Origin of the sequence: Chitinophaga rhizophila (assembly GCF_019492185.1) — a bacterium.
In the GTDB taxonomy this organism is placed as follows: domain Bacteria; phylum Bacteroidota; class Bacteroidia; order Chitinophagales; family Chitinophagaceae; genus Chitinophaga; species Chitinophaga rhizophila.
On record NZ_JAICCF010000006.1, the window covers coordinates 113,968 to 129,827 of the forward strand.

At 44.0% G+C, this 15,860-nt stretch carries 11 protein-coding genes; 1 reads left to right on the forward strand and 10 read right to left on the reverse strand.

Going from position 1 to position 15,860, the window contains the following annotated elements; all coding sequences use genetic code 11:
- Positions 1-622 precede the first annotated feature (622 nt).
- The 10 genes from K1Y79_RS27075 to K1Y79_RS27120 form a co-directional block, all read right to left on the reverse strand.
- Positions 623-1,120: a DinB family protein gene (locus tag K1Y79_RS27075; protein WP_220253352.1), complete on the reverse strand. Its 498-nt coding sequence runs from the start codon at positions 1,118-1,120 to the stop codon at positions 623-625.
- Positions 1,121-1,634: 514 nt separating this feature from the next.
- Positions 1,635-2,669: a sialidase family protein gene (locus tag K1Y79_RS27080; protein WP_220253353.1), complete on the reverse strand. Its 1,035-nt coding sequence runs from the start codon at positions 2,667-2,669 to the stop codon at positions 1,635-1,637.
- Between the two features lie 101 nt (positions 2,670-2,770).
- Positions 2,771-4,399 carry a SusD/RagB family nutrient-binding outer membrane lipoprotein gene (locus K1Y79_RS27085; protein WP_220253354.1) on the reverse strand — a complete coding sequence of 543 codons (1,629 nt, stop codon included), beginning with the start codon at positions 4,397-4,399 and terminating at the stop codon, positions 2,771-2,773.
- A gap of 35 nt (positions 4,400-4,434) precedes the next feature.
- Entirely contained in the window at positions 4,435-8,058 is a 3,624-nt protein-coding gene (locus tag K1Y79_RS27090; RefSeq protein WP_236059877.1) for a SusC/RagA family TonB-linked outer membrane protein, read from the reverse strand.
- A 312-nt stretch (positions 8,059-8,370) separates the two neighbouring features.
- Positions 8,371-9,420, reverse strand: coding sequence for a FecR family protein (locus K1Y79_RS27095; protein ID WP_220253355.1), 1,050 nt, complete (start codon positions 9,418-9,420; stop codon positions 8,371-8,373).
- 94 nt (positions 9,421-9,514) lie between these two features.
- Entirely contained in the window at positions 9,515-10,156 is a 642-nt protein-coding gene (locus K1Y79_RS27100) for an RNA polymerase sigma-70 factor (protein WP_220253356.1), read from the reverse strand.
- Positions 10,157-10,348: 192 nt separating this feature from the next.
- Positions 10,349-10,846 carry a ferritin gene (locus tag K1Y79_RS27105; protein WP_220253357.1) on the reverse strand — a complete coding sequence of 166 codons (498 nt, stop codon included), beginning with the start codon at positions 10,844-10,846 and terminating at the stop codon, positions 10,349-10,351.
- A 353-nt stretch (positions 10,847-11,199) separates the two neighbouring features.
- Positions 11,200-11,547 carry a cupin domain-containing protein gene (locus tag K1Y79_RS27110; protein ID WP_220253358.1) on the reverse strand — a complete coding sequence of 116 codons (348 nt, stop codon included), beginning with the start codon at positions 11,545-11,547 and terminating at the stop codon, positions 11,200-11,202.
- A 136-nt stretch (positions 11,548-11,683) separates the two neighbouring features.
- Entirely contained in the window at positions 11,684-12,811 is a 1,128-nt protein-coding gene (locus K1Y79_RS27115) for a TlpA disulfide reductase family protein (RefSeq protein ID WP_236059879.1), read from the reverse strand.
- A 251-nt stretch (positions 12,812-13,062) separates the two neighbouring features.
- Positions 13,063-14,379: a sugar porter family MFS transporter gene (locus K1Y79_RS27120; RefSeq protein ID WP_220253359.1), complete on the reverse strand. Its 1,317-nt coding sequence runs from the start codon at positions 14,377-14,379 to the stop codon at positions 13,063-13,065.
- A 675-nt stretch (positions 14,380-15,054) separates the two neighbouring features.
- On the opposite strand from K1Y79_RS27120, the gene K1Y79_RS27125 reads away from it, so the two are divergent.
- Positions 15,055-15,840 (forward strand): alpha/beta hydrolase, encoded by a 786-nt coding sequence (locus tag K1Y79_RS27125; RefSeq protein WP_236059881.1) that lies wholly within the window; start codon positions 15,055-15,057, stop codon positions 15,838-15,840.
- The last annotated feature ends 20 nt before the right edge of the window (positions 15,841-15,860 follow it).

Sequence of the window (15,860 nt, forward strand, 5' to 3'; positions counted from 1 at the left end):
TACGGTCCCTATACCCTCGTTGTAGGTGTACAACGGGAGTTTAATGCATGCGCTTCCCATATCGCCAACTTGCCGATTATGAAAGTTGAGATAATAAAGTAACTACAGCACTATGCGCAGCAATTACCTGGGATCAAACATTTCCTTAAGCTAATGCAGGAAATAAGTTCGCTTTAGTTTTTCGCGATGATTCTGGTTCCGATCAAAAGGCTTTTTAACAAGTGAAATTAATAAGTTCAATAACGTTTTAGTTCGTCGGACTAACGTCCCCCTGTTCTCAGTGTAAACGTAGTCCCCTTTTTCATTACGTTTGTACAGTCCTCGTTGATAGCCTCCTCTATTTAGGTAAAATCGATTTAGCTATCTGAAGTAAAAATATAGACTTTTTTAACAAAGCAAAATATAAACAGCGGGTTTTAATTTGTATTAACAATGTTTAAACTCTATTAACAATTAATTAGTTACCAAAACTATCCTTGTAAGTACGGAAACATTTGTCAACAGTGCTATCTGGAACATACACATTACTATCTGAAGTAAAAACGGCATATAGACCGATTTGTTAAACCTTGTATAAATTTCCGGGGAAATAAAGGGGTAAGGTAACTACTATTGCCTTAATCTATGGCTGTAAGACTTTGACGGTAACCAGTAACTGACCGGTATGCCTCATTGTATGCTCTGCTGCGTGAAACATCAGTCCCAGTACTGTTGAAGGAAGCTGTTTCCTTCCAACTCCCCGGAAGTCTGTCAGTATATTTTCATCTGTTGCCTCCAGTATGGCAATAGTCTTTGACAGCTGTTCATCCAGGGCTGCAAGCAGTTGCTGAACGGAGATATCTTCAGGCGTCTTTTCGGCAGCCAGGTAGGCCAGCTGTATATCAGACAAGGGCTTTCCTGAGGCATAGGTAAACAGCCTGTCAAGCACCCCCGTAATATGCCGGAGATGAAAGCCTACAGATGCTACACCAGCTGGCTGTTGCCAAAGCAGGTTGTCAGGGAATGCGTTCAGCATAGCATGTATTTCTTCCTGTGCCTGTAATAGAGCATGCGCCACAGGTTGCAATAACGAGGGGATTCCGGGTAAAGGACCCCGCATCCAGACTTCAGGTTGAGACATATGCATTGTTTTATCTTACGAATTACGGAAGATAATTGCAAATGCACAACATACAATTGCTAAAAATGCAGCAGGTGTATCAATGTTTGATACACCTGCTGCATTTAAATAGATTGCTATCGGATAATAAGGCGGGGCTGATTTTATTCCTCTAATCTCATTTACTTACTACCCTACGCTGCATTGGCAGATTGCTGCACATATGTCAGATATTCTCGATACTGCTTGTTTAATACTCTTCCAAGTATGGCTGCTATTACCGGCCGGTTATTCCTCCCGGACAATAATACGCAGGCCCAAACCTTACAGATCTTCAGTCATATCACCCTCCGCCACATGGACAGGTGGTTGCACACATATCCGGTAATCCTATATCGCTTTGTTTATACTATTCCAAGTGTAGCTGTTATTATTAGCAGGTAGCTCGCGGCGGATAATCATGCGCAGGCCAGCTCCCTATATCTTCTCCTTCATTTCAAACTCCGCTGCATCAACAACTACCTGCATACATATGTTATAATTTCAATACCACATGCTTTACATTCTTGCGATCGTAAGTGTAGGTTACATGGATTAACCCATCTTTCGTAGCAATTACCGCCGGGTAGCTGAACTCACCCTTAGGTTCTTTTACCAGTACATAAACATCTTTCCAGTGCTCGCCGTCTTTGGAGACTGCCACACGCAGTTCATTCCTGCCATTCCACCAGTCTTTGCCCGCCACTGCAGGATTATAGACCAGCACCTGCATCCCATTAGAAGTAGTTACTGCATCTATCCCGGAATTAGGGTTCAACATGTCCTGTTTAGTGAGCGGAGACCAGGTAAGCCCATTATCTGAAGACCAGGTCTGTACAATAGCATTCTGTCTGCTGCGGCAAAGCATCTGTAGCCGGTTACCTTTATGAAACAAGGCTGAAGGCTGAATTACCCCGAATGTATCACAGTCAATAGCTACCCGCTTCCAGTTATGTCCGGTACTGTCTGACAGCTCCACATGAATGTGCCAGTCTTTTTCATCTAGACTTTCTGTGCTGGAAGGGTGTAAGATGGTTCCATCTGCCAGTTGTACAGGCTTATTCTTAATTGGTCCCAGTATACTATCAGGCAGTCTTTCGGGGGCAGACCAGGTATGTCCGTTGTCAGTGCTGGAGACCATCATTCCCCACCATTCCCTCGGATTAGGGCCAACCTTGTAGAATAAGAGTACTCTACCTGCCTTTGTGGTAAACAACACCGGATTCCAGGCAGCAAAACGTGTACTGTCAGTTATAATACCAGTTGCTACCAGCTGGGGGGCAGACCATTTCCCTTTATGGAATCTGGCAGTATAGATACTTACATCAGGCGCGCTTTCTCTGCTGCCTCCAAACCAGGAAGCCAGCAGATCGCCGTCAGGCAGCGGAGTGATAGTAGAAGCATGTGCCGCAGGGACCGGCGGATTATCCATAATAAATCCATCCCTGATAAGGGTAGCTTTACGTTGTGCGGTGGCAACCAGTAATGTCGTCATTACCAGCGCTGCCGTGAGCATGTACTTTTTCATCATATGAGACCTGTATAATTGGCAAGGCCACAAAGATAACAATGTCTGCCATTGTTAGCTTTGTGGCCTTGCCCCCCATCTAAATTATAATTCTTACATCCTGTCTAGTATTCTCCCATCCAGAATATTTTAGCTTCGCGTGTATCCTTGTTTCTTATAGCCTCATAGCTTGAGTTGTATGCAATCTCACTCGCAGGGTACATGAACCTGTTTGGAGGCATCTCATAACCCGGACGTGTCGCAGGTATAATATTGATTCTCGGATAACCGGTACGACGCCATTCAGCCCATGCCTGGCGAGACTGTAATACGTTAAAGTGCAGCCATTTCTGCGTATATATCTTTTCAAGCTTACTAGCCGATGTGCCGGTATAGGCGATCAACGGATTAGAAAGGTAGTTAGATACTGTGATAGTAGAAGGCTGTGTCAATGGCTCAATCTGGTTAGGGTTGATGTTGTGCAGGAAATTGATAAATGCAATTGCCTGACGAACACCCAACTCATAAGACTGCTGAGCAGTACCACCCGATAACCCCCAACGCTCAAAAGCTTCTGCTTTGAGGAAGTTAACTTCAGAAGCAGACATATAGATACCTGGCAGCTTTGCGTTTGTCAGGTAAGTAGTAGAATCCCAGATTGAGTAGTTGAACATACTATCGGCCTGGTTTACTTCTGTCTGTTTCATTGCTCCGTACCATCTGTTAGGCGTACCATCCTTACGGGTGTTTTTATCAAACATGAAAGGAATACGCGGATCATTGGCAGGTATCATTACGTTATTCAGCATAAACTCCGGAGCCATCTGCGCTCTGATCTCTGTAAAAGAGTTCATCGGCTGGTTATTGTAGTTAGTCAGCTGATATAACAGGATATCGGTATTCGCAGGATTGTAGTTATCACCTACAAAATCACCATCTACCAGTGGATAGAAGATCGGATTGCCCAGGATGTCTTCGATTTCATCTTTTGCTCTTGCCTCATCAACATCAGATCTGGAGATACGCATCAGGTAACGTAAACGCAGAGAGTTTACATAACGACGCCATTTGTCAATACTACCTTTCATCAGATAATCCTGTGCACTGAAAGATGCTGCTGCCACCGCGTTAGGCGTAGTAGCTGCAAACCACTCAGAGATATCCTTCAAACCGATCAGAACACTGTCATACAGTTCTTTCTGATTCTGGAAGGCTGCGTTGGAGATAGTATTGTTCATATCCAGTGAACCTGCCTGGGTGTATGGAATATCGCCAAACATATCAATCATCTGTGCTGTCTGGTCAAGCAGTAACGCCTTACCGGCCATCATGAAGATGTTGAAGTTAGGACGCTCATCCAGTGGCAGGTTATTGTACAGGCGCTGCATAGTACGATACTGAGCCATAACACCATTACCGGTATTATAGTTGATATCTGTACCCTGGTTGCTTGGTGTATAATAGTCGTTCCACAGTGCTTCCACCGGGTTTACTGTCTGAATCCATCTTTCTTCCTTGTTGTCGCAGGCAGCAGTCTGGCAGTATGCCGCACACATTGGCAGGGCAATCTCACGCATTTCGCTATAGTTAGGCCTTGCGCGGTTGTTGTCCAGGATGGAAGAGAAAAGTTTTTCTATAGTCGGATTTGTTGTTTTATCAGGGTCTACGTAGTAATCATCAAGCTGGCCCTTACATCCCGCTATACCAATTGACAGCGCGACAAAACAACCTATTTTTATTAATGTTTTTTTCATAATCATAACTGTTTGTAACAAGTCACATTTATTAATTAGAAGCTGGCGTTAATACTGAAACCATAACTACGGGTTGCACCGGAGGAACCTTCATCGATACCTTGTTTTAACCAGCTACTACCCATTGGAGCCTCAGGATCGATATTTTTCAGTGTTCTGTATACATAGAACAGGTTTCTTCCGATCAGGGACATGCGCAGACTCTGCAGACGCAGTTTAGCTGCTGCTGTTTTAGAGATGTTGTAACCCAGTACAACTTCACGCAGTTTGGCGTAGTCGTTCTTCTGGATAGCTGGCTCGTTCCATGCACTTACCGCATCACCAAACTGGTTGATGTAGTAATAACCTGCCTGTACCATTTTAGTATTCTTCTCACCATTAGCAGTCACACCATCCAGTATTATACCGTCATGATAGATAGGACCGTTTGGCGGAATTGAATTGTGGCTAGGTAACTGTACCATTTCACCGGCAGCATTCAGGTAGTATGGCAAACCGCCATTCTCTTCGTCACGACCCCACAGTGTGCTCTTATACATACCTGCTGATGTCTGGTATTTTATCGGAGTAGAAACGATCTTACCACCAAAACGGTAGTCGATCATGAAGTCCAGTGTCAGGTTATGATAGCTGATAGTATTAGCAAAACCACCTACGATTGTAGGTAACAGGTTACCCATTTTCTGGTACTTGGTGATATCTACGTCATACAGACCATTTGCGGTGATAACGAAGTTACCCTTATCGTCTGTCTTACGAGGGAACATATAAATGTTACCGATCGGCTGACCTTTTTCTGCTACTACTTTCAGACCGTTTCTTGCTGCATACAGCATTACGATCTGGTCAACGCCTTCTGTCAGCTGATTAATGGTAGATACGCTATTCGCAAAGTTCAGACGGGTATTCCACACTAACTTATTTTTGATCGGAGTAGCGGTTAAAGCTACCTCAATACCATGGCTCTGCAACTCACCTACGTTAGTGATCCTTGTTTTAGCACCGTTACTTACAGCAACGTTCAGACGCATTAACAGGTCGGTCACTTTACTGTTATAATAAGAGATGTCAAAACCGATACGGCTGTTCAGCATTTTCACCTCGGTACCAAACTCAAACTCTTTCTTACGCTCTGGTCTCAGGCCTTCGTTACCATAGTTACTCTGGGCAACCAGTAATGGCACTGATCCTGTTACAGTAGAAATTGGTTTCTGTGTATAAGTAACGTTTGACTCAAACGGAGGAGGCGCGTTACCTACTAGACCATAGGAAGCACGTACCTTACCATAGTTAATGATGGTTGGCAGGTGAAATGCTTCTGTAAAGATGAAGCTCGTGTTCACAGATGGATAGAAGTAGGTATTGTTACCATGAGGCAGTGTTGAGGAAGACTCCTGACGGGCAGTACCTTCCAGGAACAGGTAGTTCATATAACTCAGGTTCATGATACCCAGGTAAGCGTATTTAAATGAACCACTACGTTGCTCTGAAGTATTCTGAATGTTATAAGAGTTGTTGATACTGAACCAGTTTGCAGTTACCAGACCGCCATTGGTAGCGGAACGCTGGTCACTGTAGGTTTCCTTACGCGTCTGGAAACCAGCGCTCACGGAGTAACCAAACACTCTGCTTTCTTCGTCTCTTGCATAAGTCAATAACTGGTCACTGTAAACTATGCTGTAACGACCTTTAGAAACGGTATAACCACCAGTACTTGAACCGGTGTTAAACGCGATTGGCTTTTCGTTAAACTGTTTATTTTCAGTGTTGATGCTGGTGAAGTCATTACCGACACGTGTACGGTATCTTAATCCTTTTGCCAGATCTACGTTCAGGGTTACGCTGGATAACAGACGGTCCTGTTTTTCAATCTCCTGGTTACGCAGCTGCTGCCAGAGGAAATCCAGCAGGTCAGTCGCACGGATATTGTATTTCAGGGCTTCATCCGGGTTCAGCTGCACCTGGTCCCAAGGAACGAATTTGTAACCTTTTGTTGTTTTGTACTTGTCAAATACAACGGCCATATCTTCAGCACGGGAGAAGAAACCACCGAAGTTATTGAAGATACGCGCCATCTGCATTGGCCTGTTCGTGATCTTGGTATTTACGTAACCACCCACAACATCCAGGCTCACTTTGTTATGCAGTTTGATAGTACTATTCAGGTTAAAGGTATTACGCTGCTGATCTCCACCAATCTGTACGCCTTTATAGTCGTTACGGGTGTAAGAGAAGCGGTAATTCGCTTTTTCTGTCATATTCGAAAGGGATACATTCAAATTTGAATTGTATCCCTTCTGAAAGAGTTGATTATAGTTGTTGGGTTGGGGTGAATATGGATGCATACTACCATCCCACCAGGGTACAAGCTGTCCTTCCATTTTCGGCCCAAACTGACCATAGGCCCTAAAGTAGGGCCTTACTGTTCCGTCGTTTCCAATGGGAACCCAACCTGCTGCGTTTGCATTCGCACCGGCACTTGTCCGGTCATAGCCCGGTCCATACACATTCTGATATTCAGGAGCAAAAGCAATTCTTTCTGCAGTATTTGAGTAGTTCAGGTCAACGCCCAGACCTCTACCTTTCATACCTTTCTTTGTTGTGATTACTACCACACCACTTGCCGCATCAGAACCATACAATGCGGTAGCACTCGCACCTTTCAATACTGTCAGGTTTTCAATGTCTGCCGGGTTGATATCCAGGATACCGTTACCACGGATACGGTTATCTGCCCAGTAATCAGCATTGTTTGTACCAGCTGCACCTTTTTCGTTGTTGTTCCTGATCTGCACACCATCAACTACATACAGGGGTTGTGTATTATAGTTGAGGGAGTTCACACCACGAATCTGGATATTCACCGCACTGGTAGCACCACCAGGAGCGGTAGTGATTTTCACACCAGCAGCTTTACCATACAATGCAGATGCAAAGTTGGTAGCGCCGGCAGCAGTGATCTGTTCAGACGTGATAGTACTTACTGCGTATCCGAGTGCTTTCTGCTCTCTTTTGATACCCAGCGCCGTTACCACCACCTCGTTCATTATTCTGTCGTTTGGCTGAAGTGTAATAGTAATAGCAGTTTTACCATTTACAGGAATCTCCTGTGTTTTAAAACCTACATAAGACACTAACAGTACTGCGTCATCCGGAACACTGATGGTGAATGCACCATTTTCATCTGTTGCCACCCCGTCAGAGGTTCCTTTTATCTTAACAGAAGCCCCGATCAGCGCTTCGCCGGTCTGGTCGAGTACTTTACCGATAACTTTGATTGCCTTCAGCTGTGCGCCTTTAGGCATAATCACGATCAGGTTATTAGAGAGTTCCTGATAAGTATAACCAGAGTTATTCAGAATCAGGTCCATCACAGTAGTGATCTGCGCATCTTTCACGTTAATGTCTACCTTACTGTCACTAGGAATGTTCCTGTTACTGAACATAAAGCGATAATCGCTCTGGCTCTCTATTACAGTCAGCACTTTCTTAAATTCCACATCGCGGAGATTAAGCGTGATTTTGGTCGCAGCAGTAGCATTTGCAAGTACCCGTAGACTGGTAGCTGCTACCAATCCCAGTACTACCGTCATAAGTAGCATTGGCTTTAAAAGCCCGTAAGGGATCTTTACGCCTCTGGGGCGTAGGATAGAAATCATAACTTAGATGTTAAGGGTGATTAAAGTCTTTCAAATTTCAGGATTGTTCAAAACCTTCATTAAAGGATATTCGTTTCTGAACCGCGGGTACCGCTTAAAAACAGTGCCCGCATTATTTAGTAATCAATCTCTTTTCCCATAGACAAAATTTTAGGCGTTAATACTTTGTTTCTGGTGAAATGAAAGAGCGAATACATAGGTATAGTCATAGTGTTTGACATAGGTATCGGCTGCATAGGGTTCTCATCTCACCTTTCAATGTTTGAAAGGAATAATGTTAATCGTTTGAAATCTTCTTCCTGTCTCTCTGCATCAATATATTACAATCGTCGAATCTTCTATTTTGAAAGCGAAATCTTCAGTCAGATTCAAAGCATTAAATGCTTCTGCTACTGTTTCGCCCTCCAGAATACCGGTAAATCTCAGCTGCTTTTTATGATTTCCGTTAAAACGGATGCTTACATTATACCAGCGTTCCATCCTCTTGGCCAATGTCTCAAAGTCTTCATTCTGGAACGTCAGTTTATTCTGTAACCAGGAAGTTTCCATGATCATGGTATCTTTCTGGCGGAAATACGTCATTGTTGTCAGAGATGGTACTACATCCTTCAGGGATACTGACTTCTTACGCGTTGAATCATAGTCGCTTACTACTACCTTCTGTGACGGCTTCAGAATAATCTTTTCATCCGGATTGTCGGTCACACTCACTTCAATTGCACCTTTCAACAGTGTGGCTTCTGTAGAAGCTTCATTAGGATAAGACTTTACGTTGAAAGCCGTACCTAATACCCTGATATCCATTTTATTAGTGTGAATAATAAATGGCTTCTGCGCGTCTCCGTGTACATCAAAGAAAGCCTCGCCGGTCAGGTATACCTCCCTGTTCTTTTCCGGAAACCCTGCTGCATATTCCAGCTTACTGTCTGCATTCAGTGTTACCCTGGTACCATCATCCAGCATAAAAGTGGATTTTTCACCCTTAGAGGTGAATTTGGCAATCAGCGGCTCGTGCTGTGACTTATAATAATATACACCAGCACTAATCAGGAGCGCTACTGCGGCAGCAACTCCAGATATCCATACCAGGCGACCTTTTCCGCGTACTGGCGTCATCAGCGGCTGCATATTATCACTCCCTGCTTCTTTCTCCAGCTCACTTATACGCATCTGCACATTTGAGAACAGTCTCCTGTTATCGATATGATCATGATGATTCTGGGCCCAGTACATGCGGAACAGTTCATACTGTCTTGCAGAGACAGCATCCTCACTCATGATATGTTTCAGTTCCTGGCCTTCTTCAGGTGTTGAATCACCAGCCAGGTCCTTTATAACAATTTCAAAAAAACGTTCACTCATTGTCCGTTGGAATAACCCTTTGCATATAAGACAACATTTCAGGCCTGTTATGCGTACAAGGTTTAAAATTTTTTTTAACATATAATATTAAGGGTTAATTACCCATAAATATCCATATTGTCAGTAGAGCCGTCACAATACTATCAGCGGTACTACCCGGAGCCTGCCTGGCGGCTTTTTTCAGATAAGGCTCCATTGCTACAGTCATTTTCTTCATCGCACGCAACATCTGCGTATGCACGGTACGCGGAGAAATATTCAGGATCTCTGCAACCTCCTTATATTTCATACCATTCTCCTTCACCAGCCGGAATATAATACTACATTGGCGGGGAAGTGAAGAGATGGCCTGATCCATCCTGAAAAGCAACTCCTTCTTTTCCAGCTCCATCTCCGGAGAAGCACTCGTCATTAACTGTGTACCCCCCTCATGATCATCCAGGTTTACCAGTTGAACACTGGAAAACCGCTTGTTATAATTTAAAGCATGATTCTTAACAGCAATAAAAAGATAAGTCTCAGGCTTCTGCACATCCTGCATCTTCACGCGGTCCATCCAGCACTTTACAAAAACATCCGACACTATCTCTTCCGCTACCTGCTGATACTGAACATACATTGTGCAAAACTTCACGAGCCTGGGGTTTAGTTCATGGAAAAAAACCTCAAATGACTTTGAGTCGCTATCCTTTGTGATGCGCTCCCATAGATCATTTATATTAACCTCCTTTTGCATTCTAACTTTTCCTTATATTTCAGACGGCAATGTAGTAAAAGTATATGGCAAATAAAAATAATAAAACTTTCTGAATTAATTAATTATAATATATATTATCTCTCATACATTCTAAAAAAGCATCAGAAAAACAGGCACAAAAAAGCCCGTCCTGCTTTCGCAAAACGGGCAGTTAATTAGTTGATTGTCAGCTTAATACTGCTCCATAGTCATAATATCACGGTCGAAAAGGTATAAACCACTCTTATCATCACCTATTAATTCAAGTTTATCATTACACTCCCTGGCCAGACGCTCTTCCTCAATCTGCTCATTTACATACCATTGAAGGAAATTGTGCGTAGCATAATCCTTCTCCTGCAATGAAATATCCACTAACTCATTAATACCCTCACTCACCTTCACCTCATGCGCAAACAACTCCTCAAACGCCTTCTTCAGCGATACAAACGTTAATACCGGCTGAGCAAGCGCAGGCACAATCGCAAAACCGCCTCTCTCATTGATATAATGAATCAGCTTCAACATGTGCATACGTTCCTCATCACTATGTTTGAAGAAAAATTTCGTTACGCCTTTCAGACCGGGCTGAATATCCGCCCAACTGCCCATTGCAAGGTATGCCTGTGATGACTGTGCCTCCATGAGGACCTGACGGTTCAGGGCTTCCTGCATTCTTTGTGACAACATATAATTCGCTTTTTAAGTGAAGTAATGAACGGAATAAAAATACTGAATTTCCTGTGCACACATTAACCTGCCCTAAATTTAAACATACCTCAGTCCACACACTCCCCCTCCGCGGCACCCCTCTTACTTCATCAACCAATACCCTTCACCAGAAAAAAGATAAAGCCACACACGCCTATACGCCTGATCCACCTTATAAAGCTCCACCTTCACTCTCCCTCCTTGTTAACTGACATCCACCAGCCTTTACAACGAAATTACAAATTGTCACTGTAATGTCACAGCAATAGGATAATCTCTCCCGTTAATGCCTGCTCCCTACCCGACTACCCAGGCAGCCATCCCACTAACAACTACCGCTCAACGCCCTCCCGCTTCACAAAATCCTCCCTGTACGGACTAAACACATCAATCAATACTCCTGGCTCCAGACACAATGCCCCATGCACTACATGCGGCGGAATATAATAAGCATCTCCCGCTTTCAGCACCTTCTTCTCCCCATCAATCGTAATCTCAAATACACCACTCTCCACATGCGACATCTGTGAGTGGTAATGCTCATGCAATGCGCCTACCGCCCCCTGCTGAAACTCCACCTTCACCAGCATCAGCTGCTCATTATAAGCCATCACCTTCCTACGTATTCCCGGATCCGGATGCTCCCACGCAATATCCTTATCTTCTATAAAAACATTCATCTGATTATATTTTAAAATGATCTCTCCTGCCATAATTCAAAAAGTCCATAGCTCCGATATGGCTGCTATGGACTTTTTTATCTCTGCGAATGCATGCTGCCATTACAATAGTATGCCGGCCAGCAACACCCTGCTCTTATTTTAGTAATTCCTCAAGACGCTTATCCAGCTCCTCCCCTCTCAGGTTCTTAGCAACGATCTTGCCCTGTGGATCCAGCAGGAAATTCTGCGGAACAGATCTTACTCCGTACAGTTTAGCCACATCATTATCCCAGAACTTCAGGTCAGATACATGCGTCCAGGTCAACCCATCCTTATGAATAGCATTGATCCAGGCGTCACGACCGGTAGGCTGATCCAGCGATACGCTTACAATAGTGAACGCTTTATCTTTATGATGATTGTAAGCTGCCACTACATACGGATTCTCCATACGGCACGGACGGCACCAGGAAGCCCAGAAATCTACCAGTACATACTTACCACGGAAGTCTTTCAGATTCACTGGTTTACCCAATGTGTCGTTCTGAGTGAACAACGGCGCTTCTGCACCAACTACTGTTGCTTTCCAGCTATTAATCAGCTTAGTCAGCGCCTGACCATTCTTCGTTTTTGTCAGTGACGGATCCAGGCTGTTTATCATAGAGTCCAGCTGAGGGATATTATCAGCCGCATCATTAGCATACTGCTGTATCACATCCAGACTTACAAGCGACTTAGGATGCTTAGCTACAAAACCCTTATAAACAATACCCTGCTGATTACGGATTACCGCCAGCTTCTGGTCCAGGTACTGCTGGAACTCCTGACTGTTACGCTTTGCTTCGTCAGCCGCCATATATTCATTATTCAGCTCCTGGTACAGGCTTCCAACACTTTTCAGCGCCTCCTGTAACTGCTGGTTATCCGTGTTCAGCGCAGAACCACTGAATGTTACCTTCTTCAATGAATCAGGGCTATTCAGTGTAATGGTTCCTTTCTCAACATAGAATATAATCATATCTCTGGAACGTGGATCTACCGGCGGTGTCGGATGTTTTAACACCATCATCGCCTGACCTGGTTCTTCAATAGCTCCTTTAAATTGAAATACACCGTCTTTCACTTCCGCAGAATCTCTCACTTCAACACCAGCATTACGGTATACGAGCTGCACCTTCGCAGGCGCATTCAGATTCCCAACCTTGCCTTTAATTACAAAATCCCCCTTCTGAGCTAACACAACACACGGGGAAAACAGTAAGGCTGCTAATAATTGCTTCATGCTTGTTTTTTTGGTTTGATTTTGATTTTCACTAAAATTAGGAAATTCTGATGACGTGCCACTGCTGTATAAACTTATTCGGGATGACCGGTCAAAAGACAGTATGAACAAGATGCATTATCCCGCATCATACTAATCCCCTTTCTCTCCTGTTCTCCTACCTTTCAATACCACTCTCCCTTAAAAAAGGAAGCCCCGTCACCCTAAGAAATACGCATATCAATAGCCTTCCGCAACAAATGTATGCCACATCAATCTATACCCAGCTCTTTCTGAATCGTTTCCAATGAACGTCCTTTCGTTTCCGGCATCAACCTCCAGACAAATAACAAGTGTAACAACATCATAACACTATAAAAAACAAAGGAATAGAAGCCGCCCATCTCACTACCCGACACGATAATCGGAAAGGTCCACGAAATAATAGCTGCCATAATCCAGTGAGTAAAACTACCCAATGCCCCTCCCTGGGAACGCACGGAGTTAGGAAATATCTCTGATATAAACACCCAGATCACAGCTCCTTGTGAAAAGGCAAAAAATGCAATATATCCTATCAGATAGATCAGCACATTACCACCCAGATTGGCCGGATCACGAAATGCATATGCCGTCAGTCCAAGGAATACAATCATGCCTACCGAACCGATCACCAGCAATGTCTTCCGGCCAAACTTATCAATCACCGTCATCGCCAGCAAGGTGAAGAGCAGATTAGCCGCCCCAATATACACCGGTTGCAGATAAGCTTCTGCCTTATCAAAACCTGCCAGTTCAAAAATGCGCGGCGCATAATACAGAATGGCATTGATACCCGACAACTGGTTGAACATGGCCAGCAATACTGCATAAATAATAGGCTTCGCATACCTCTTCTGAAACAACTTCTCCTGATGTGTTTTCACCGACTCCTTAATAGCCCTGATCGCCCCGTCTACATCCGGTTCCTGCAAACGACGCATAACCGGTACTGCCTCCGCTTCCCGGTTGTTCAGTATCAACCAGCGCGGACTTTCCGGAATAGTACGTAACAATATAGCAAACAATGCAGCGGGCACCACCATTACACCCAGCATCCAGCGCCAGGAGTCATCGCCCATATCTACAAACAGGAAATTGGTCAGGTAAGCAATAAATATCCCGCCTACAATATTCAACTGAAAAGATCCCGCCAGGCGTCCCCTCAGATGGGCCGGAGAAATCTCCGAAATATACATAGGACCTACTACCGATGAAGCCCCTACGGCCACACCTGCTGCAAATCGGAACAATACAAACAACAGCCAGGCAGATACCGAAGCGCAACCAATAGCAGAAACAATATACAGCGCCGCTATTACCAGCAATACCTTCTTCCGCCCATGAATACGGGCAGGCATACCCACTACCAGCGAGCCCAGTACTGTACCAATCAGACTGGAAGCTACTGTAAAGCCCAGCCAAAAAGGACTGAGCGACCATAATTCCATAATCGTTTTTTCAGCGCCGGATATCACTGCGGTCTCAAAACCAAACAGGAAGCCGCCAAGGGCAGCAATTAAAGCTATTCTAACAGGATAAGAAAACATGTGAAATTTTTATTGTGAGTTTTTGTGGAGCCGTGGATTCATCATAACGTATTTCTAAACAGGCAAAAAAAGTAAACATAAAAAACGGTAAAAACAATACTTATTGTTATTAATCGAAATATTTGACTTCCGATACCCATGCACCGGCTGCTTTCATAGCAACAATATACCAGTCCTGCAATCCGTAGCGCTATCGGTGCTCATATTCACTGCAGACTGCCTGCGCAACAAAAAGGTAATAGCTATACGCGGGTGCAACACATTCGCAGCAATAGCCACTTCCCTTTATAATTTCCAGATTTTACTATGAAAAAGTATCGGTTTGTTATCGCCTTATTATTCATTCCAACCAGGCGTCAAGAGGTCACTAAAAGGTCACCTCAATATCCCCGGGATATCGAAGTGACCTTTTGGTGACCTTCTGGTGATCCGATAACATGAAACATAAACCCTGTTTAAACCGAAAAAACATCCTGCCATAACCATCAGTATACCCAGACTCGTACACGTGGACAGTATCGTGATGTAGAGCAATAATACCGCAGGCAGCACCTCACTATAGCGGGGCCAGCATATCGCGCTGTTGTTATATCACCCAGGCGCAAATGATGTAAGTATTATAGTATTAAAATGATGTAAGTATCGGAAAGCTAAAATGGAAAAAACTGACAATATTTGAAATTCATATACGCCGGATTTGATATTGCTATAAACAATCACCTGCTGCTGCTGCAACTTTGTATTATTAAAACGACACCAACAATGAACACTTCTGCAATTAAAAACATTATTCTTGTACACGGCGCTTTTGCCGATGGCTCAGGATGGGAAGGCGTATATAATATACTTGCTCCTAAAGGTTATAACATCACTGTTTTACAGTACCCGATGACGTCACTGGAAGCAGATGTTGCAGCGCTGAACAATGCTATTGACAAACAGGAAGGCCCGACATTACTGGTAGGACACTCCTACGGCGGCACCCTTGTTACTGAAGCAGGCGTATCACCAAAAGTAGCAGGCATTGTATACGTTGCGGCCTTTGAACCGGAGGTAAATGAATCAACCTTTGACCTGGTACAAAGTGAACCTATCGCGCCGGAAAATGGTATTATGAATCCTGATGAAAAAGGCTTTATCTACTACGAAAAAGCAAAATATCATGCGGGCTTCTGTGCTGATCTGTCTAAAGAAAAAGCAGCATTTATGTACGCCTCACACGGAGCCATTGCCGTATCCTGCTTTACTACACCAGTAAAAAATGCAGCCTGGAAGACGAAACCATCATATGCCATCATCACCACAGAAGATAAAGGCATCGTTCCTTCACTACAATATAAAATGGCTAAACGCTCCGGCGCAAAAGTGACAGAGATTCAAGCCAGTCATGTTGTATTCATCTCTCATCCGGAAGAAGTAGCTGCCGTGATCGAAGAGGCAGCGAATGAAATTATCAACTAAACACCGGACAATAAGTAACA

Coding starts and splice junctions, on each gene's coding strand:
- K1Y79_RS27110 (WP_220253358.1), bottom strand. CDS start 11,547: ATGAATGTTTTTATAGAAGATAAGGATATTGCGTGGGAGCATCCGGAT.
- K1Y79_RS27120 (WP_220253359.1), bottom strand. CDS start 14,379: ATGTTTTCTTATCCTGTTAGAATAGCTTTAATTGCTGCCCTTGGCGGC.
- K1Y79_RS27115 (WP_236059879.1), bottom strand. CDS start 12,811: ATGAAGCAATTATTAGCAGCCTTACTGTTTTCCCCGTGTGTTGTGTTA.
- K1Y79_RS27100 (WP_220253356.1), bottom strand. CDS start 10,156: ATGCAAAAGGAGGTTAATATAAATGATCTATGGGAGCGCATCACAAAG.
- K1Y79_RS27075 (WP_220253352.1), bottom strand. CDS start 1,120: ATGTCTCAACCTGAAGTCTGGATGCGGGGTCCTTTACCCGGAATCCCC.
- K1Y79_RS27105 (WP_220253357.1), bottom strand. CDS start 10,846: ATGTTGTCACAAAGAATGCAGGAAGCCCTGAACCGTCAGGTCCTCATG.
- K1Y79_RS27085 (WP_220253354.1), bottom strand. CDS start 4,399: ATGAAAAAAACATTAATAAAAATAGGTTGTTTTGTCGCGCTGTCAATT.
- K1Y79_RS27090 (WP_236059877.1), bottom strand. CDS start 8,058: ATGATTTCTATCCTACGCCCCAGAGGCGTAAAGATCCCTTACGGGCTT.
- K1Y79_RS27080 (WP_220253353.1), bottom strand. CDS start 2,669: ATGATGAAAAAGTACATGCTCACGGCAGCGCTGGTAATGACGACATTA.
- K1Y79_RS27095 (WP_220253355.1), bottom strand. CDS start 9,420: ATGAGTGAACGTTTTTTTGAAATTGTTATAAAGGACCTGGCTGGTGAT.